Here is a 17651-nt window from a genome sequence, read left to right as displayed (position 1 = left end):
CATCCTCAAATGGGATTAATGTTGTTTCTTGCGTGGCGGCTGCGCCATCCACCAGATGATGCCCATGGCTGGCAGAACCCACAGAATGCCAGTCACGAAGAAATAAAGGAGATGCACCCAGGCGCTCGATTCAGCGAGATGCGCCACTGCGATGATGGTTGCAAACACCGCATAGACGATGACCAGTGAAACCAGCAAAAAAGTGCCGATCAGTTTCTTCAGCCGAACGGGCATAGCGCAGCTCTCCTTTTCCCCGGCTCATCACTAGCGCGTGAGAAGGGCCAGTGAAAGGGCAAAAACGCGGCGGCATGTCGCGTGACGCCAGCTTGTAACTCGAGGATTGATGCGGCATGTATCCTTCGGCTCATTATCGAAGGGTGTATCGCATGACGGCAGCAACGGCGCAGCGTGTAGGGCAGGGTTCCAGATCATCGAAAGAAGATCGTGACCGCCGCCTTGTGCGTTACTGGCTTTATGCGGTGTTCGTTGTGTTGATCGCCATCGTCATGGTCGGCGGCGCCACGCGCATGACCGGTTCGGGCCTCTCCATCACCGAATGGAAGCCCATTCATGGTGTCATTCCACCGTTAAATCACGCTGAATGGCTGGAGGAATTCGACAAATATCGCCAGATTCCCCAATACCAGCAGATCAACAAGGGCATGTCCCTCGAAGAATTCCAGTATATTTTCTGGTGGGAATGGGCGCATCGCCTGCTGGCCCGCTTCGTGGGCTTTCTCGTTGCTGTTCCGCTGGCCTTCTTCTGGGTGACGGGGCGTCTCAGGGGCGGCCTTAAATATCGTATGCTGGGCCTGCTTGCGCTCGGTGGCCTGCAGGGCGCAATCGGCTGGTGGATGGTCGCGTCTGGCCTCAGCGTGCTTACCAGCGTCAGCCAATACCGTCTTGCAATCCATCTGACGACAGCCTGTATCATCATAACAGCGGTATTCTATATTGCGCGTGGGCTGGTCACCTACAGTGAACGACCGGCGGAAAGGTCGATCCAGCGCTTTGCGGGCTGGATCGTGTTCGCGGTTTTGGTGCAGATTTATCTGGGCGGTCTGGTCGCCGGACTTCATGCCGGTCTGACCTATAACACATGGCCGCTGATGGACGGCGCCGTCATCCCGTCCGATCTGTTCATCCAGTCGCCATGGTGGCGCAACCTGTTTGAAAACCCGAAAACTGTGCAGTTCGTGCACCGCATGTTCGCCTATACAGTTCTGGTTCTGGCCGTCCTGCATTCGCTGCAGGTCTGGAAGCAGGCGCCCGGCACCACTCATGCGCGCCGCACCATTGTTCTGGTTGGCCTTGTTCTGGTGCAGGCCGTTATCGGCATTGCGACGCTTTTGATGAGCGTTCCGCTGCATCTGGGTCTGACGCACCAGTTCTTTGCGCTGATCGTGCTGGCCTTCGCGGTCGCGCACTGGCGCGCAACAAAGGGCGCTTACGCGGTATAAGCCTTTTGGCGCAAGTGTCTGAGCGCGGAGGCGATCTTCAGTTCCCGCGCTTCGTCCGTAACGTTGCCGTCTTCACGATGCCATGCTGCTGACAGGCAGCCATAAGCGAAGGCATAATCCAGAATATAGGCCGGTTCGCGCCCGATGATCGGTGCGAAATGCTCGGCCATATGCCGGGCGCGTTCAAGGTCGAGGCAGAGATCGTCCCGGTCGAGCGGATTGTAGAAGATATTTGCCGCATCGAAGGCGGCATCGCCGACAAGTCCGTGCGGGTCGATGGCGAGCCAGCCTCGTGGCCCCTTGATGATGTTCTCATGGTGAATGTCACCATGCAGCGGAATAGCCTCACGCGGCGTCGCCAGCAGACGCTTTGCGACCGCCATGCCATCCGCATAGACCGGGCTTTCATGCGACACCGCAAAAAGACCGGAAAAGTGCTTGTCCAGCGGCTGCAAGTCAGCCGGTATCGGGGCGGGAGAGGGCGTATGCAGCGCGGTCAAAACCTCTCCGAATATGTGCAGGCATTCGGCATCCTTGCCGCGTTTCAGGTGCTCATCGAGGTGATAGTCGCCCGCATATTCGAGCAGCATCGACGTGCCTTTGAGGCTGTATAATCGTGCCGCACCATGGCCGTCCTGCCAGTCCAGATAATGCGCGCCGCGCAGCTCTTCCATTCCGGCTGGCTTCAACTGCTTGACGACAAAAACCTCGCCCGGATGATCGGCACGTTCGACCTTCCAGACGAGGCTTGAATGTGTATCGGCCAGAGGCTCGAACGAACCGATATTCCATTCGCTGGGAAATATCGGTGTCGTCATCATCAGGCTTTGCCAAGCATGAGGTTCATGTTCTGGACGGCTGCACCCGATGCGCCCTTGCCGAGATTGTCGAGCAGCGCCACCAGATTGACCTCTCCATCGCCTTCGGTGCCGAAGACGAAAAGCTTCATACCGTCCTTGCCGGCAAGCTCTTCCGCATCGACGCGGGGAAGTTTCGCGCTTTCCTCAAGCGGCATAACCTCGACAATATCCTGACCGGCATAATGCTCCGTCAGCGCGGCATGGACCTTTGCAAGCGACGGCGATCCCTCAAGCTCGCCCAGGAACAAAGGAACCTGCACGATCATTCCCTGCGGGAAGCGTCCGACGCTAGGCGAAAAGATCGGGCGGCGATCCAGACGGCCATGCAATTGCAGTTCCGGCACATGCTTGTGCCTGAGCGGTAGGCCGTAGAGGAAATTATTCGCAGCAAGGTGCTCCGGATGGTTCTTGTCTTCCATCTGCGCAATCATCTGCTTGCCGCCACCCGTATAGCCGGAGACGGCATTGACGCTCACCGGATAGTCGGCGGGCAGCAGGCCTGCATCGCGCAGCGGGCGAACAAGCGCAATCGCACCGGTCGGGTAGCAACCCGGATTCGCAACGAGACGCGCCTCGGCAATGCGTTCGCGCTGCCCCTTGATCAGTTCGGCGAAACCATAGGCCCAGTCGGGATGCACCCGATGCGCCGTCGAAGTATCGATGATGCGGGTCGCGTTATGGCCTTCGAGCAGGGAAACCGCTTCCTTGGAGGCATCATCCGGCAGGCACAGGATCGCAATATCGGCAGCGCGCAGATAGTCGGCGCGCAAATCCTTGTTGCGCCGCTCGGCTTCCGGAATGGAGATCACTTCAAGATCGTCGCGTTCGGCCAAACGGGTGCGGATCTGCAGTCCGGTGGTGCCGTGTTCGCCATCAATGAAGATTTTCGGTTTCATGCGTTTTGCCTTTGAATTCAGAAAGTTACGACAATACTTGGAATCAGTTTTCGAGCTGCTTGAATCATTTTGTGAGCTAGAGCATTTCCAGCAAAAGTGCGAAGCGGTTTTGCGTCGGATAATGCGTGAAAACAAATAGATAGAGCGGTTCCGACGATTCCATTTAAACCGGAACCGCTCTAGTCTCGTCGTTCTTTCTGTTCGGCCAGAAGGCCTAAATAGTACATTGCGATCGTCGCTCCCGCGATTGCTGTTATATCGGCATGGTCATAGGCCGGTGCAACCTCGACCACATCGGCGCCCACGAAGTCAAGAGCCGCCAGCTTGCGCAGGACAGACAGCATCTTTGCGGAAGAAGGCCCGCCTGCGACTGGTGTGCCGGTTCCCGGCGCAAAAGCCGGATCAAGACAGTCGATATCGAAGGTCAAATAGGCCTTCCTGCCATTGGTGCGACGCAGGACTTCATCGGCAATCGCCGCCGCCGACATATCTTCGACCTCATGGCCATAAATGATCTTGATGCCGCAATCTTCCGGGGCGTGCGTGCGGATACCGATCTGGATCGAATGGTCGGGATCGATAATGCCGTCGCGCACCGCACGGGCCACGAAAGAGCCGTGATCGATCCGTTTGCCATCATCGAACCACGTATCCTGATGCGCATCGAACTGCACCAGCGCCAGCGGACCATATTTGGCGGCATGGGCTTTAAGGAGCGGCCATGTGATGAAATGATCGCCGCCGAGCGTCAGCAGGAACGCATCCGATTTCAGGATTTTCGCCGCTTCACGCTCGATGGTGGCCGGGGTTTTGGTGTGATTGCCATAGTCGAGCAGGCAGTCGCCATAGTCGATGACGGCGAGATTCCCGAAAAGGTCGCGCTCGAACGGATATTGCGGATCATTGTCGAAGATCGCCGACGCCCGCCGGATCGCCTGCGGGCCGAAGCGCGCGCCGGGTCGGTTCGAGACGGCGGCATCAAACGGAACGCCCCAGACGACAGCTTCCGCACCTTTGAGCGACTTCGTGTACACGCGCCGCATGAAGGACAGTACGCCCGCATGGGTCGGGTCGGTCGCGGCACTGGTCAGGCTGCGGGCAGTGATCGCGTGGTCAATGGTCTTTGAAGGCATGGCGCTTCCCGGATGACAGTCTGGCTTCCATAGCGCTTTCATTCGCTCTTGGCATCAAATCCATAAGCGCGTTCCACGCGGGCAACGCGTATGCGATAGGCTTCGTACCATTTCTCGCGCCCGAGCTTCTGCGCGATCAGGTGATCCACGTCGCGCTTCCAGTCACGGATGCTGTCTTCGTCTGCCCAGAAGGAATTGGTGATGCCGAAGCCTTCCGCGTCGCGCGCGCTTTCGATGCCGAGATAGCCCGGCTGCTTCGCTGCAAGTTCTCCCATCCGAACCGCCATGTCGCCATAGCCGTCATCCTCGCCCGTAAAACGCTGCGAAGCAAAGGTGACGATCAGATAAGGAGGCTCCGGCGTAACTGCAAAACGACTGGACGACATTAGGCTGGCTCCGTGCTGGCTTGAGTCGCAGAATACATAACAAAAAAGCGGACCCAAAGGCCCGCTTTTTTGTTCGCTCTGAAGCGATAGATATTAGCGCTTGGAGAACTGGAACGAACGGCGAGCCTTGGCCTTACCGTACTTCTTACGTTCGACGACGCGGCTGTCGCGGGTCAGGAAGCCGCCCTTCTTGAGAACCGTGCGCAGGCCCGGTTCGTAATAGGTGAGGGCCTTGGAGATGCCGTGACGAACGGCACCGGCCTGACCGGACAGGCCGCCACCGGCAACGGTGGCGACGATATCGAACTGGCCAGCGCGATTCGAAGCGACGATCGGCTGCTGCAGGATCATCTGCAGGACCGGACGTGCGAAATATTTTTCGAATTCCTTGTCGTTGACGGTGATCTTGCCGGTGCCCGGCTTGACCCATACGCGTGCAACGGCGTCCTTGCGCTTGCCAGTGGCGTAAGCGCGGCCCTGTGCGTCCAGCTTCTGGACATGAACCGGAGCGGCAGCTTCGGTCTTGGCAACAGTGCCGAGTTCTTCGAGCGAGTTGAGCTGCTCAGCCATGATTATGCATTCCCTTTGTTCTTGCGGTTCAGCGCTGCGACGTCGAGGACTTCCGGCTGCTGAGCTTCATGCTGATGGTTCGGGCCTGCATAAACGCGCAGGTTCTTCATCTGGCGACGGCCGAGCGGACCACGCGGGATCATACGCTCAATAGCCTTCTCGAGAACGCGTTCCGGGAAACGGCCTTCGAGAATCTGGCGAGCAGTGCGCTCCTTGATGCCGCCCGGATGGCCGGTGTGCCAGTAGTATTTCTTGTCGGCATATTTGTTGCCGGTCAGAACAACCTTGTCGGCATTGATGATGATGACATTGTCGCCATCGTCAACATGCGGGGTGAAGGTTGCCTTGTGCTTGCCGCGCAGGCGATTGGCGACGATGGTTGCGAGACGGCCGACGACGAGACCTTCGGCGTCGATCAGCACCCACTTCTTCACCACTTCAGCCGGCTTCTGAGAGAAAGTTGCCATTGAAGTCTTCCTTGACTTGATCCCCGATCCTGAAAATCAGGGCTTTTTTTGTTGCTTGTGTTGGATATTCTCCAACCCGAACGGGCGTGCAAAAGTTACCTTTCACGCGCTTCCGGCGGGTCGATACACAATGTTCGGGCGGCCGTCAAGCCTTTTATTCGGCGCACTGTTTTGAAAGGCAAGTAAAATCAATCACTTACGTTATTGGTATTATAATACCGCATCTTTTTTGAGCGCTTTTATCGCGGCGGGATCGAATAGGTGGCTGTTGCATGGGCAACCAGTTCGCCGTTCGTGCCATCGGTCAGGCTGATATCGAGAACCGCAAGGCGTTTGCCGAGTTTCAGGAGGCGCGCCACGGCCTCGACCGTACCGGGGGAGGGTTTACGCAGAAAGTTGATATTGAGGTTGGTCGTCACGGCGAGAGCAACCGGGCCGATATGGGCCAGAATGGCGGCATAGGCGGTAACGTCGGCAAGCGCGAAAAGCGCCGGGCCGGAAACCGTGCCGCCGGGGCGCAGATGTTGTTCATCGGCATGAAGCCGCATTGTAGCCGACCCCTCATCCACGGCCACCACCTCAAAAGCATCGCCAAGCTGCGGAAACTCGCGCTGCATGAAAGCCCGCAATTCATCGATGCTCATGACGGGGCTGACACTTATAGGCTGCGCGGTATTGATATTCATGTATTCCTCCCAAAGTTTATTATTCAATAGAGGCTGCGGCGGCTTTCATGCAAGCGCTGGCTCAGGCGATTGAAGAGGACAAGATGCAGAATCCATCCGATGATCAGATCCGCGATATTCTTCTTTCCGTGAAAACGATTGCACTTCTCGGCGCATCGCCGAAGCCGGAACGGCCCAGCAATGGCGTGATGGAGTTCCTGCTGTCCAAAGCCTATCGCGTGATTCCGGTCAATCCGGGGCAGGCGGGGAAGCATATTCACGGCCAGCAAGTCATGGCGCGTCTGGCCGATATCCAAGAGTCGGTCGATATGGTGGATGTCTTCCGCGAACCTTATTCGCTTCCGGGCATCGTGGACGAAGTTCTGGCGATGAAGCATCGGCCGACGGTCTTGTGGACACAGCTGGGTGTCGTGCACGAAGAGGCGGGAAAAAAGGCCGCGGAAGCGGGCTTGACGGTCATCATGGACCGCTGTCCGGCCATCGACTATCCGCGTCTGATCGGTCGATAAGCACTTTCGGATTTATTTTCTGCGATTCCGGGATCAGGTGGAAATTCCTCCTTTGCTTTCCTGTCAGCAACGCCTAACGTCCGGTCACGATTGGGGTTTGGGACACAGGAGGAAATGATGTCAAAACGCTCTCCCGGAATTGAAACGCTTGCTGTTCACGCAGGGGCGCGGCCCGATCCGACGACGGGCGCGCGCGCAACACCGATCTATCAGACGACGTCGTTTGTGTTCGAGGATGCCGACCACGCGGCCTCCCTGTTCGGCCTTCAGGCATTCGGCAATATCTATACGCGCATCACCAATCCGACGACCGCCGTTCTGGAAGAGCGCATCGCCGCACTTGAAGGCGGAACGGCAGCGGTGGCGACGGCATCCGGCCATGCAGCGCAGCTTCTCGTCTTCCATACGCTATTGCAGCCGGGTGATAATTTCATCGCCGCACGCCAGCTCTATGGCGGTTCGATCAACCAGTTCGGCCAGTCGTTCAAATCCTTCGGCTGGCAGGTGCGCTGGGCCGATGCCACCAATCCGACCGATTTCGCGAAGCAGATCGACGACAAGACGCGCGCCATCTTCATCGAAAGCTTCGCCAATCCCGGCGGCATCGTGGTGGATATCGAGGCCATTGCCGAAATCGCGCACAGAAATGGCCTGCCGCTGATCGTGGACAATACGCTGGCATCGCCCTATCTGGTGCGCCCGATCGAGCACGGCGCGGATATCGTCGTGCATTCGCTGACCAAGTTCATTGGCGGGCATGGCAATTCCATGGGCGGCATTCTGGTCGATGGCGGCACGTTCGACTGGGCCAAGTCCGGCAACTATCCGCTTCTGACCGAACCGCGCCCGGATTATGCTGGTCTGGAACTGCACAAGACCTTCGGCAATATCTCCTTTGCCATTGCTGCCCGAGTGCTGGGCCTGCGCGATTTCGGCCCGGCCATTTCGCCCTTCAATGCGTTCCAGATTCTCACCGGCGCGGAAACCTTGCCGCTGCGTATGCAGCGCCACAGCGACAATGCGCTGAAAGTTGCCACATGGCTGCACGGCCATGAAAAAGTGTCCTGGGTGAACTATGCTGGTCTGCCGCACGATAAATATCACGCATTGCAGCAAAAATATGCACCGAAGGGTGCCGGTTCAGTGTTCACCTTCGGACTCAAGGGCGGTTACGACGCAGGGGTGAAGTTCGTCGACAGCCTCGAGCTTTTCTCGTTGCTCGCCAATATTGGTGACACGCGTTCGCTGGTCATTCATCCTGCTTCCACGACGCACCGCCAGCTGAGCGACGAGCAGAAAGTGGCCGCAGGCGCCGGGCCGGACGTGGTTCGTCTTTCCATCGGCATCGAGGATGCCGACGACATCATCGCCGATCTGGAACAGGCGCTCGCAAAGGCTTGAGATGATGAGCCGGTTTCTAGATTTCGACCTGATCGGCATTGAAGCGGAAGAAGGCGCGCCCTTGCCGGAGCGCGTTCTTTCAGGCGCTCCGGAATTCCGCACATGGAATCTGGAGGAAAATGCCGAAGGCACGCTTTTTGCGGGCATATGGGAGAGCACGCCGGGCAAGTGGCGGATCGAATATGACGAATGGGAGTTCTGTCACATTCTGTCGGGCCGCTCTATTGTCAGCGAAGAGGGAGGCAAAACCCGAGAAGTCAAGGCCGGAGACAGTTTCGTCATCAGGCCCGGTTTCAGGGGAAGTTGGGAGGTTCTTGAAACCACCCGCAAGGAATACGTCATCAAGCTGTGACAACCGCTCCTGCATTATAAAAACACCCGCCGGATTTCGGCGGGTGTTTTTGCTTCAGTTGTGCGGGCCACGCTTGATATGCTGGATAACCGATGGATTGCCCGGATTTGGACGGCCTGCATTGTCTGACGGCGGGCGATCCGGCCGCGGTGGGCGTGGACGGTCCGGTCTGCTTTGAGGTGGACGGCTCGGACGATCCCGGTCACGATAACGATAATAATCGCGGTCACGATAGTAGCGGGAGCCTCGATAATAGCGCGGATAATTCCGATAATGACGACCGCTGTCGTAAACGACGCCCGTTCCGACATAGCCGCCACGCACATAATAGGGATCGTAATAGCCTGAGCCGTAATAGCCCTCGGACACGCAACCGCTGAGCGTCAGACCGGCAACGCCGATGCCGAGCGCCAGCAAGATGGATTTCAATGACATGTTCGCTACTCCCGAAAAGCCGGGGTCAGCGCTGGAATACGCAACAACCACGCGGCGAACCACTATTTAGAGGGATTATGCGCGTTTCTACACGAAACCCATAATCAATAAAGATTGCGGAGCGTTAGCTTGTTTAGCTGTGATTTTAACTCCACACTGAGGCGATCAGATTTGAATAGAGTGCATCTGATTAACGCGCTTCGGTTTTAAAAGTTGCCTCTAATCGAGGCGAATGGCTTCTCCAAAAAAGAAAACCGCCCCAAAGGGCGGTTCAGGCTGCTGACAAACCTCCGGCAGGGTCAAAATGACCTCAGATTCACGGAACGTCCCAGATTCAGAACGTGAACAAATCGGAATCAAAACCCCTCGTTTTTGACTGCTTCCAAAAATCGAGGGGTTTGTAATCAATCTGAACCGCCCCAAAGGGCGGTTTTCTTTGTAAAAGAGGTATAGCTCTTTACTTGCTTGCAGTGGAGATTGCAGTGGAGATGTCCGTGAACTTGGTCTTTATTGCGGTACCAAGTTCCGTTGTTGCCGTAATGATGACGACAGCGATCAAAGCCGCGATGAGGCCGTATTCGATGGCGGTTGCGCCGGATTCGTTTTTACGAAAGCGTGCGATAAGCTTGGTCATGTGTTGCTCCTGAGATCATTTTTACTTGTTTAGCGGTCGCTGTGACCTGCGAGCAAACTATCCGGCAATTATGTCCACCCTCTTAAGTTGCATGGTAAACGGAAGGTGAGTATTCTATATGCTTAATAAAGTGCTGAATACAAAATGAAATTCGAAATTTCGCCATGAAGGACATTTGAGTATTGCTGAATGCAGGGTTGCAGAGAACAAAGAGCCCCGCTTGCGCGAGGCTCTATTCTGGGGTGGTTGTCATCCACCTTACTGCGGCAGCTGAGCGCCAGCCTGCTTAACGGCATCGGCCATGGTCTGGCAGAGCTTTTCCTCAGAGATGTTCTGCGCTTTTGCGCTGGTGGCAATATCCTGCTCCATACCCATCGCGGAAACCTTGCCCTGCTTGCCGGTTGCTTCGGCAACTTCGGCCTTGGACGTGTCGGATGGGGCAGGGATAAGCGCAATCATCTTCGTCTGGATCTCGATGGCGCCGCCATCGGTATAACCCTTTTCCTGGCAGTACTGGAGCACGCCAAGCTGATTGCGGGCGGCATTATAGGCCATTTCCATCTGTTCCGGCGTGGCTTGTGCGAAAGCGCCAGCAAGACCTGCTCCAAGGAACAGGCCGGTCAAAGAAACACGTACCAGATTGCGCATGACAATTTATCTCCATGAGTCGAATACACGCTGTGATAGAGCGAAATTTCCAGTGAAGGAAACTCAAGAAAAATTAATTAGTGAAATGAAATATAAGGGAAATACATTCTTCACAGGAGGATGTGAATGTCATGAATATTTCACGAAAACGACATCACGAAATTATCCCGCAGGTTGTACCAGATTGGCAATCAGCCGGAATGCACCGGGGACCAGCTTGTCGAGCTGGTGGTGCAGAACGAGGCTTGTATGCGTGTGGCGGCCCTTGCCGATCTGCGCTGAAACAAGCGCACCGAAAAGCGGCTGTTCCCCTTCATCATGCATGGAAAGAAGCGGCTGATAGGCGTCATCCCATGCAGAGGCGAAGTAAAGACCGCGTTCCTTGTGCCAGCCTTCCCAATCATCCCTATCGATAATGTTGGGGGCGACCAGCAGAGGATGGTCGGGCGCAAGGACCGTAACCGCCGCACATGGGTTCGTAACGCGCCAGCGCAATGACGGGGAACCGATGGTCAGTCTTCGCGGTGGTGTCCTGTCTGGATGCCAGCCATCCGACGGCCGGTGATAGAGCGTCACCAGATGTCCGCCATTCTCGACAAAGCGGTGAAGCTTTTCCGTTGCCGCAGCAAGGTCATTGCGCACGCCAAAGGAAAATATGCCGACCACGATGGTCGTGAACCCTGATAGGTCACCAGCTAGATGATGCGGCTCGATATCGGTGACATCAAGTCCCATACGTTTCAGCCACAGGCCGACATTGTCAGCGCCGTTGCCGATATAGCCGATGCGAGCGTCGGGCAGCTTCACGTCGAGCGCCAGAATCGGCAGCACGGCAGGCTCGCGCCAGACATTTTTGCCAATATGCGGATAGCTGGCAATGTGTGTTTGCCACGCCGGAATGCCATCAACCGATGCCGGAAGACAGGTCAGGCCAGGTGCCGGATCGGAAGGTCCGTGCAAGAAGGCATTCGATCCGTCTACCTTGACTTCCCAGCCGTTCGACGATGCGAAGGTGATCTGTTTTGCCGGGCCATGGGCCAGAAGCTCGATCGGCAATGGACCCCGTTGGCCCGATATGACGATGGCGGGCGGGGCGATCTTCAACGAGACAGGCGGCACGATGGCGAGCGGCTCTTCGAGATCGAAGCTGCACTCTGCCAGATGCCCGTCAAACTGCGCCTTCAGCCGGATAAAGGCTTGTCCATTGCCACCGAGCGACCGCCATGCTGGTTCAAAAAGCGGAGAAAGTGCCGCGTCCCTTGCCAGCGTAACAGCCAGAATTTCTCGCCCCGGCATCCGATGCTCGCCGGTGATCGAACAGCCTTGCGGCAATATGGCTTCCGCCGTTGCTGCAATCTCCACCGCACCGGGACCATATTCGACAACAAGGCGCGTCTCGCCGCCTCTCGGCAATATCGGCTCATCCAGATAAACTCGCTCGAACAGGGAGGTCGCTTCGATCAGGGCGGCGTCGATCTCCCGCAGCTTGCGTTCCAGCCTGTGCCGGTGCTGCACAAGAAAATCCTCCGGCGCGCTGGTCAGAAAAGCCTTCAGACTTTTCGCAGCCTCGACCAGATTTTTGACAATGGCTTCGCGATCAGGAAAAGCCGTCATTGCCTGCTCAATAGAAGAATGGGCATCGCGAAGCTGCTTTCGGCTCTCAAGTGCCAGTCCGTTGATTTCCGCAAGTGCGGCCAAAGTATCGGGAAGCCCGTCGATGATTGTCGTTTCTGAATGGCTGTTCGGCAATTTCAGATGCAACGGCCACTCAACCTTCGGCATTTCCGGCCAGTGCCCCATGCCCTGCGTGGCATGGCAGGCGCGTGACCACTCGCCGATACGGTCGAAATCAGCGCCGGTCGCTGGATCACGGCCGGCGGCATGAATCATCAATGTCGTATCGGGTGGAGGAAGCTCGTCGTCATAGGTGTCGCCGCCGCCCGACCAGGCAGGAAGATAAAACTTCGCCACCTGCCATGGCGTCAGTCCCTCGGCAAAATGTTCCGGAAAGGCGTTGGGATCGGCGGCGAGCTGTATGGCCATTTCCGCAGCCCGTGTCATGGCGCGGTGGTGGCCGTGCTGGCCGGGAACGTCGAGAAAGGTCGGCAGCACGATATCCGGGCGCTCGGTGCGATAAGCGCGGACCAGCCGCTCGACAGTTTTCTCCTCGCCCCAATGGGCGAATGTACCGTCACCATCCTTGGAGAAGCCGAAATCGTGCACGGAATCGTCAGGGCCATGGCCCAGCCAATGCACGTCGCAATCGAGAATGCGCGCTGCCTCTTCCATTTCGCGGCTGCGGATCACGCCAAGCGCGCCGCCACGTTCGGGTCCAAGCGCATTTTGCCCGCCTTCGCCGCGTGTCGAACAGGCAATCACTACCCGCATGCCAAGCTCGAACCGCATATAGGCCATCAGGCCGCTCTGCTCGTCGTCAGGATGTGCGCCCGTATGCATCAGCGTCACAGTTGAACGCAGCCTGCTCAGCGCTCGGTGCAGACGGACGAGGGCAGGGGACGACTTCTGGCGCTCGATGCGCTGGCGGGCGGTAAGCATGGTCAGATTTCCGAATTCGTGTCGAGTTTTGGCGTCATGGCCTCGAACATCGGCAGCGATGCGGCACCCAAGGCGGCGGTGAACTGTCCCGTCTGCCCGCGAATGACGCGCGGTAATGCGCGTGCGCGGCGGCTTGCAACCGAAATCGGCAGGCCACCCATATGCCAGATCAGGTCGTCGATGATTGCGTCGGGCAACATGCCGCCCAGAATGATCGTCTCAGGATCGAGAATGTTTTCAATCATGGCAATCATTGGCGCCAGATGGTCGGCGGCTTCCTGCACCCAGCCCATCAGAACCGGGTTGCGGTCTTCATGCAGCTTTTCCAGCGCGTCGAAATCGGTGTCCTCAATGCCCGCTGCGTGAAGTTTTTCGCGCAAGATATGAAGAGAGGCATAGGTTTCAAGACAGCCTTTCTGGCCACAGGCACAGTTGCGCCCGTTGGGCGTGATGACGATATGACCGATTTCACCGGCATTGCCGAAAGCGCCGCGAAACGGTGCGCCGTCCTGAATCATGCCAAGCCCGATACCGGCACCAAAATAAATCATGGCGAAATTGGAAATCGCATGGCCTGCACCGAAAAGGCGCTCGCCGACAGCCGCCGCATTGGCGTCGTTTTCAACCAGAACGGATTCGCCGCAGGCTTCGCTCAGAACCGCTGCTGCATCGATCCCGGACCAGCCGGGCAGGGTGGTCGGACCGACCGAACTCATGCCTTCAATGTCGAACGGGCCAGGCATAACCACGCCTATGCCAAGCAGGCGCGCGGGAAACGAAGCCTTCACGGCATCGACTTCCGTTCGCAATTGTGCGGAGAGCCTGTCGGGGCTGACATCCTGAATGGGGCGCACATGCTGCGTGCGCGGCTTGCCGGACAGATCAAGCACTGTCGTCACCATATGCGTCGAACCCATTTCGACGCCGATGGTCATCGCGCCTTCGGGATTGACGGCAAACTGGATCGGCGGCTGGCCGCGTCCTGTTTTCAGCCGCCCCAGCTGCATGAGCAGATTTTCTGAAACCAGTTCATCGACGATATTGGCAATGGCCTGTGCGGTCAGATGCGTCAGGCGGGCGATATGCATTCGGCCAAGTGGTCCGTGGCGACGCACGACATCAAGCACCACGCGCCGGTTATGATCGCGGATCCGCTCGGGATTCTTGCCGAGGGTGACAGCCTGTGTGCTCGCTCTTGCGGCCACGGTTTCGTCTTCCGACGGCCCATCCGGTTTCGATGTCATGGTCCCTCCTGTCTCCCGTCAAAAGAGATAGCGCGAGGCGCTTTTAACAGCAATATATTAATTCAACTAAATTATCTTATTGACAAAATGCCCGCAACGTTGAACCGTAAAGGCAGGGTGGTGAAGACCGTCCGGCCTCATGTCGGGGAGGTGGGTTTCCGCATGAGTGAAAATGGGCGCTGCGCATGATCTGCGCGGCATGTGGTGGAATATGCGGATTGTGCGAGGCACTGCCGCAGCCGTGCCTGGCGACCGCATTCGAGTACCGGTGGGCGGGGCATTAGGGAGGTTTAAATGCGTAAGCTGTTATTGGCAGGTCTGGTTGCAGGGCTCAGCACCTTTGCGATCAATGCCGCTCAGGCTGTCGAAATCGAATATTGGCAGTATGTCTTTGAAACGCGCGTCAAGGCGATGGACAAGCTGATCTCGAATTTCGAGAAGGCCAATCCGGACATCAAGGTCAAGCAAGTCACATTTCCTTACGACGACTATCAGACGCGCGTGATCGCAGCGAAGATGGCGGGCAAGAGCCCGGACGTGATGCAGCTTTTCTATGGCTGGCTGGACAAGTTCGTGGCTGGCGGCATTCTGCAGCCATTGCCGCAGGACACGTTCCCGCATGACAAGATCGAAAGCGAGTTCTTCCCGATCGTTTCGGCGATGAAGCGCGGCGATGAATATTACGGTTTGCCGACCGCTGTGCGTTCGCTGGCCCTGTTCTACAACAAGAAGCTGTTCACCGACGCCGGCCTCGATCCGAATAATCCGCCAAAGACGCTGGATGAAATGGTCGAAGCCGCCAAGAAGACGACGAAGCGCGACGCTTCCGGCAATCTTCTGGCCGAAGGCATCACGCTCGACATGCCGGGGCAGGACCAGCATTGGTGGCGTGAGGTTCTGGTGCGCCAGTTCGGCGGTCAGCCCTATACCGACAATGACCGCAAGGTCGCCTATAACGACGCCGCCGGTGAAAAGGCGCTTGCCTTCTATACCGGTCTCCAGACCGAACATAAGGTCGGCGAAGTCAAGTTCATGGATGAAGGTCAGGCTGCTTTCCGCGCCGGCATGGCGGCCATGACCATCGACGGCACCTTCCGTCTTGGTTCGTTCCGCACCATCAAGGACTTTGAATGGGGCGTGACCGAGCTTCCGGCCAATGCGGAAGGCGTGCGCTCCAACTATGCGAGCTATTTCGCCAACGGCATCAGCGCCAAGGCAAGCGGCGAGAAACTCGAAGCCGCCAAGAAGTTCCTGAACTACATCTCCTCGCCGGAAGCCATGGAAATCTGGCTGAAGGATGTGGGTGAACTGCCTGCGCGCCGTTCAGCGGCCCTGACGGAAGCGAACCTTGCAGATCCGATCTATGGCCCGTTCCTCAAAGGTCTGGAATATGCGCACACGACCATGTTCGTGGATGAGCTGAAGCAGCGCCAGATCGCCGTCGATATGGCCAACCGCGTCATTCTCGAAAAGCAGCCGGTCAAGGAATCTCTCGACCAGGCGGCCAAGGCCGAGCAGGATGTGCTCGACGCGGCCAAGTAACAGGCTTGAAATGCGGCGGGGCAGGGCCTCGCCGCTCTTCTCGCGGCACGGCTCATCCGTAGCCGAAGGATCTTGAAACATGACAATGACTGCAGAAACAGGCGGCAGAGCGAACGGGCCTTCGGGCAATCGCCTGACGGATCGCCTTTCCATGCGCACAAGACGGTTGATCTGGGTGTGGAGCTTCCTCGCTCTCCCGATCCTGTTCTATTCGGTCATCCGCTTTTACCCGACGATAGAGGCCTTCTGGCTGTCTCTCACCGACTGGGACCTGATGAATCCGCCAAAGTTCATCGGCCTCGCCAATTACCAGAAGCTGTTCGCCGATCCGGAATTCTGGAAAGTGTTCAGGAACACTTTCACCTATCTGCTGGTCGGTACGCCGATAAGCCTCGTGGTGGCGTTTACAATCGCCTATTTCCTGGATCGCGTGCGCATCATGCACGGCTTTATCCGCGCGCTCTATTTCCTGCCTTACCTCACCACGGCTGCCGCCATGGCATGGGTCTGGCGCTGGTTCTATCAGCCAGCCCCCATCGGCTTCATCAATAATATCCTGAATGCACTGGGCCTTCCGCAGCAGGGTTTCCTGCGCTCGGTTGATCAGGGTCTCTATGCGATCATGGCGACGTCCATCTGGGCCGGTCTCGGCTTCCAGATCATCATTTTCATGGCGGGCCTGCGCGCTGTTCCCAACACTTTCTATGAAGCCGCCCGCATTGACGGCCTTGGTGAGTGGGCGATCCTGCGCAAGATCACCATCCCGCTTCTGAAGCCCACAACGGTGTTCCTCGTGGTTTTCTCGTCGATCGGCTTCCTGCGCATCTTCGATCAGGTCTACAACATGACCACGAACGACCCCGGCGGACCGCTCGGCTCCACGAAGCCGCTGGTGCTGATGATCTATCAGACGGCTTTCTCCTCCTATGCGATGGGTTATGCGGCTGCGCAAACCGTCGTTCTGTTCACCATCCTGCTTTGTGTTTCGCTGTTGCAGCTCTGGATTCTGAGGGAAAAGAAATGACAGCGTCCGTTCAAAACAAACCGCTCCCTTTCCAGAACCTGCGGCCCGGTCGCATCGTGACATGGACATTGCTGCTCATCGGTGGCCTCATCATGGTCACGCCGCTGGCTTTCATGTTCTCCACCTCGCTCAAGACGGCAGGACAGGTCTATGATCTGCGCCTGATCCCGACAGAGCCGACATTGCAGAACTATGTCACCATCCTTGCGGATGGCCGCTTTATCCGCTGGTTCCTGAATTCCATGATCGTTGCGGTCGTGGTCACGCTGTCGAACGTCTTCTTCGACAGTCTCGTCGGCTATACGCTGGCGAAATTCCAGTTCCGCGGGCGCTATTTCATCTTCCTCGCCATCCTGTCCACGCTGATGATCCCCACCGAAATGCTGGTGATCCCGTGGTATCTGATGTCGAGCAAGCTCGGCTGGCTGGACAGCTACTGGGGCATCATGTTCCCCGGCATGATGACGGCCTTCGGCACGTTTCTCATGAAGCAGTTCTTTGAAGGCGTTCCCAACGACTTTCTGGAGGCGGCCCGCGTCGACGGCCTCAACGAATTCCAGATCTGGTGGAAAGTGGCTATGCCGCTGGTGACGCCTGCGCTCTCGGCGCTTGCGATCTTCACCTTCCTCGGCAACTGGACCGCATTCTTCTGGCCGCTGATCGTTGCAACCAGCCCGGAGCTTTATACACTGCCGGTCGGACTTTCGAGCTTCGCCGTCGAGCAATCCATCCAGTGGGAAATGATTATGACCGGCGCGGCAATCGCCACGCTTCCCACGCTCGTCGTCTTTCTTCTTCTCCAGCGTTACATCGTGCGCGGTGTCATGCTTGCTGGCCTCAAGGGTTGA

The 17651-nt window shown here is 57.4% G+C and carries 21 protein-coding genes; 7 read left to right on the top strand and 14 right to left on the bottom strand.

Annotated elements, in window-relative coordinates; genetic code table 11:
* Nucleotides 1-15: 15 nt before the first annotated feature.
* Nucleotides 16-234 carry a DUF2842 domain-containing protein gene (locus JNC70_RS09605; RefSeq protein WP_104753981.1) on the bottom strand — a complete coding sequence of 73 codons (219 nt, stop codon included), beginning with the start codon at nt 232-234 and terminating at the stop codon, nt 16-18.
* Between the two features lie 152 nt (nt 235-386).
* On the opposite strand from JNC70_RS09605, the gene JNC70_RS09600 reads away from it, so the two are divergent.
* Nucleotides 387-1460, top strand: a complete 1074-nt coding sequence (locus JNC70_RS09600; RefSeq protein WP_104753982.1) for a COX15/CtaA family protein — start codon at nt 387-389, stop codon at nt 1458-1460.
* Here the strand turns inward: JNC70_RS09600 and JNC70_RS09595 are convergent.
* From JNC70_RS09595 to JNC70_RS09565, 7 genes are all read right to left on the bottom strand, one after another.
* Nucleotides 1448-2281, bottom strand: coding sequence for an aminoglycoside phosphotransferase family protein (locus JNC70_RS09595; protein WP_104753983.1), 834 nt, complete (start codon nt 2279-2281; stop codon nt 1448-1450). The two genes, JNC70_RS09600 and JNC70_RS09595, sit on opposite strands and share 13 nt — an antisense overlap.
* Nucleotides 2281-3216, bottom strand: a complete 936-nt coding sequence (argC, locus tag JNC70_RS09590; protein ID WP_104753984.1) for an N-acetyl-gamma-glutamyl-phosphate reductase — start codon at nt 3214-3216, stop codon at nt 2281-2283. Before argC ends, JNC70_RS09595 begins: the two co-directional genes overlap by 1 nt.
* Before the next feature lie 179 nt (nt 3217-3395).
* Nucleotides 3396-4349 carry an agmatinase gene (gene speB, locus JNC70_RS09585; protein WP_104753985.1) on the bottom strand — a complete coding sequence of 318 codons (954 nt, stop codon included), beginning with the start codon at nt 4347-4349 and terminating at the stop codon, nt 3396-3398.
* Between the two features lie 38 nt (nt 4350-4387).
* Nucleotides 4388-4735 carry an antibiotic biosynthesis monooxygenase family protein gene (locus JNC70_RS09580; protein WP_104753986.1) on the bottom strand — a complete coding sequence of 116 codons (348 nt, stop codon included), beginning with the start codon at nt 4733-4735 and terminating at the stop codon, nt 4388-4390.
* A gap of 93 nt (nt 4736-4828) precedes the next feature.
* Entirely contained in the window at nt 4829-5305 is a 477-nt protein-coding gene (gene rpsI, locus JNC70_RS09575; RefSeq protein WP_006466519.1) for a 30S ribosomal protein S9, read from the bottom strand.
* Between the two features lie 2 nt (nt 5306-5307).
* Entirely contained in the window at nt 5308-5772 is a 465-nt protein-coding gene (gene rplM / locus JNC70_RS09570; protein ID WP_104753987.1) for a 50S ribosomal protein L13, read from the bottom strand.
* A 239-nt stretch (nt 5773-6011) separates the two neighbouring features.
* Nucleotides 6012-6458, bottom strand: a complete 447-nt coding sequence (locus tag JNC70_RS09565) for a PaaI family thioesterase (protein ID WP_104753988.1) — start codon at nt 6456-6458, stop codon at nt 6012-6014.
* Nucleotides 6459-6505: 47 nt separating this feature from the next.
* On the opposite strand from JNC70_RS09565, the gene JNC70_RS09560 reads away from it, so the two are divergent.
* The 3 genes from JNC70_RS09560 to JNC70_RS09550 all read left to right on the top strand — a co-directional run bounded on the left by JNC70_RS09560 (nt 6506) and on the right by JNC70_RS09550 (nt 8720).
* Nucleotides 6506-6967, top strand: coding sequence for a CoA-binding protein (locus JNC70_RS09560; RefSeq protein WP_104753989.1), 462 nt, complete (start codon nt 6506-6508; stop codon nt 6965-6967).
* 117 nt (nt 6968-7084) lie between these two features.
* Nucleotides 7085-8368, top strand: a complete 1284-nt coding sequence (locus JNC70_RS09555; RefSeq protein WP_104753990.1) for an O-acetylhomoserine aminocarboxypropyltransferase — start codon at nt 7085-7087, stop codon at nt 8366-8368.
* Between the two features lie 4 nt (nt 8369-8372).
* Nucleotides 8373-8720 carry a cupin domain-containing protein gene (locus JNC70_RS09550; RefSeq protein WP_104754109.1) on the top strand — a complete coding sequence of 116 codons (348 nt, stop codon included), beginning with the start codon at nt 8373-8375 and terminating at the stop codon, nt 8718-8720.
* 54 nt (nt 8721-8774) lie between these two features.
* On the opposite strand, the gene JNC70_RS09545 is transcribed toward JNC70_RS09550, so the two are convergent.
* The 6 genes from JNC70_RS09545 to JNC70_RS09520 form a co-directional block, all read right to left on the bottom strand.
* Nucleotides 8775-9155, bottom strand: a complete 381-nt coding sequence (locus tag JNC70_RS09545) for a hypothetical protein (protein ID WP_104753991.1) — start codon at nt 9153-9155, stop codon at nt 8775-8777.
* A 219-nt stretch (nt 9156-9374) separates the two neighbouring features.
* Complete coding sequence (locus tag JNC70_RS09540) at nt 9375-9560, bottom strand: hypothetical protein (protein ID WP_374788587.1); 186 nt, start codon at nt 9558-9560, stop codon at nt 9375-9377.
* A gap of 52 nt (nt 9561-9612) precedes the next feature.
* Nucleotides 9613-9789 carry a Flp family type IVb pilin gene (locus tag JNC70_RS09535; protein ID WP_104753992.1) on the bottom strand — a complete coding sequence of 59 codons (177 nt, stop codon included), beginning with the start codon at nt 9787-9789 and terminating at the stop codon, nt 9613-9615.
* A 258-nt stretch (nt 9790-10047) separates the two neighbouring features.
* Nucleotides 10048-10437 carry a pore-forming ESAT-6 family protein gene (locus JNC70_RS09530; RefSeq protein WP_104753993.1) on the bottom strand — a complete coding sequence of 130 codons (390 nt, stop codon included), beginning with the start codon at nt 10435-10437 and terminating at the stop codon, nt 10048-10050.
* A 162-nt stretch (nt 10438-10599) separates the two neighbouring features.
* The gene (locus JNC70_RS09525; protein ID WP_104753994.1) at nt 10600-12993 is read right to left on the bottom strand and encodes a PIG-L family deacetylase; all 2394 of its coding nucleotides are present in this window, start codon (nt 12991-12993) and stop codon (nt 10600-10602) included.
* Between the two features lie 2 nt (nt 12994-12995).
* Nucleotides 12996-14237 (bottom strand): ROK family protein, encoded by a 1242-nt coding sequence (locus JNC70_RS09520; protein ID WP_104753995.1) that lies wholly within the window; start codon nt 14235-14237, stop codon nt 12996-12998.
* A 294-nt stretch (nt 14238-14531) separates the two neighbouring features.
* Here JNC70_RS09520 and JNC70_RS09515 point away from each other — a divergent pair, with 294 nt between their 5' ends.
* From JNC70_RS09515 to JNC70_RS09505, 3 genes are all read left to right on the top strand, one after another.
* On the top strand, nt 14532-15779 hold the full coding sequence (locus tag JNC70_RS09515; protein WP_104753996.1) for a sugar ABC transporter substrate-binding protein: 1248 nt from the start codon (nt 14532-14534) through the stop codon (nt 15777-15779).
* A 79-nt stretch (nt 15780-15858) separates the two neighbouring features.
* Nucleotides 15859-16803, top strand: coding sequence for a carbohydrate ABC transporter permease (locus tag JNC70_RS09510; RefSeq protein WP_374788584.1), 945 nt, complete (start codon nt 15859-15861; stop codon nt 16801-16803).
* Entirely contained in the window at nt 16800-17651 is an 852-nt protein-coding gene (locus JNC70_RS09505) for a carbohydrate ABC transporter permease (RefSeq protein ID WP_104753998.1), read from the top strand. The genes JNC70_RS09510 and JNC70_RS09505 overlap by 4 nt, the downstream gene beginning before the upstream one ends.

Origin of the sequence: Brucella oryzae (assembly GCF_041929965.1) — a bacterium.
GTDB lineage: Bacteria > Pseudomonadota > Alphaproteobacteria > Rhizobiales > Rhizobiaceae > Brucella > Brucella oryzae.
Note: the sequence above shows the minus strand (reverse complement) of the source record. Positions and strands in the feature narration are given on the sequence as shown.

Bases quoted from the DNA above. Each gene is read 5' to 3' on its own strand.
- rplM (WP_104753987.1), bottom strand. From the start codon at position 5,772: ATGGCAACTTTCTCTCAGAAGCCGGCTGAAGTGGTGAAGAAGTGGGTG.
- JNC70_RS09510 (WP_374788584.1), top strand. From the start codon at position 15,859: ATGACAATGACTGCAGAAACAGGCGGCAGAGCGAACGGGCCTTCGGGC.
- JNC70_RS09545 (WP_104753991.1), bottom strand. From the start codon at position 9,155: ATGTCATTGAAATCCATCTTGCTGGCGCTCGGCATCGGCGTTGCCGGT.
- JNC70_RS09555 (WP_104753990.1), top strand. From the start codon at position 7,085: ATGTCAAAACGCTCTCCCGGAATTGAAACGCTTGCTGTTCACGCAGGG.
- JNC70_RS09530 (WP_104753993.1), bottom strand. From the start codon at position 10,437: ATGCGCAATCTGGTACGTGTTTCTTTGACCGGCCTGTTCCTTGGAGCA.
- JNC70_RS09605 (WP_104753981.1), bottom strand. From the start codon at position 234: ATGCCCGTTCGGCTGAAGAAACTGATCGGCACTTTTTTGCTGGTTTCA.
- JNC70_RS09520 (WP_104753995.1), bottom strand. From the start codon at position 14,237: ATGACATCGAAACCGGATGGGCCGTCGGAAGACGAAACCGTGGCCGCA.
- JNC70_RS09595 (WP_104753983.1), bottom strand. From the start codon at position 2,281: ATGATGACGACACCGATATTTCCCAGCGAATGGAATATCGGTTCGTTC.
- speB (WP_104753985.1), bottom strand. From the start codon at position 4,349: ATGCCTTCAAAGACCATTGACCACGCGATCACTGCCCGCAGCCTGACC.
- JNC70_RS09505 (WP_104753998.1), top strand. From the start codon at position 16,800: ATGACAGCGTCCGTTCAAAACAAACCGCTCCCTTTCCAGAACCTGCGG.
- JNC70_RS09565 (WP_104753988.1), bottom strand. From the start codon at position 6,458: ATGAATATCAATACCGCGCAGCCTATAAGTGTCAGCCCCGTCATGAGC.
- JNC70_RS09550 (WP_104754109.1), top strand. From the start codon at position 8,373: ATGAGCCGGTTTCTAGATTTCGACCTGATCGGCATTGAAGCGGAAGAA.
- JNC70_RS09560 (WP_104753989.1), top strand. From the start codon at position 6,506: ATGCAAGCGCTGGCTCAGGCGATTGAAGAGGACAAGATGCAGAATCCA.
- rpsI (WP_006466519.1), bottom strand. From the start codon at position 5,305: ATGGCTGAGCAGCTCAACTCGCTCGAAGAACTCGGCACTGTTGCCAAG.
- JNC70_RS09515 (WP_104753996.1), top strand. From the start codon at position 14,532: ATGCGTAAGCTGTTATTGGCAGGTCTGGTTGCAGGGCTCAGCACCTTT.
- JNC70_RS09580 (WP_104753986.1), bottom strand. From the start codon at position 4,735: ATGTCGTCCAGTCGTTTTGCAGTTACGCCGGAGCCTCCTTATCTGATC.
- JNC70_RS09535 (WP_104753992.1), bottom strand. From the start codon at position 9,789: ATGACCAAGCTTATCGCACGCTTTCGTAAAAACGAATCCGGCGCAACC.
- JNC70_RS09600 (WP_104753982.1), top strand. From the start codon at position 387: ATGACGGCAGCAACGGCGCAGCGTGTAGGGCAGGGTTCCAGATCATCG.
- argC (WP_104753984.1), bottom strand. From the start codon at position 3,216: ATGAAACCGAAAATCTTCATTGATGGCGAACACGGCACCACCGGACTG.
- JNC70_RS09525 (WP_104753994.1), bottom strand. From the start codon at position 12,993: ATGCTTACCGCCCGCCAGCGCATCGAGCGCCAGAAGTCGTCCCCTGCC.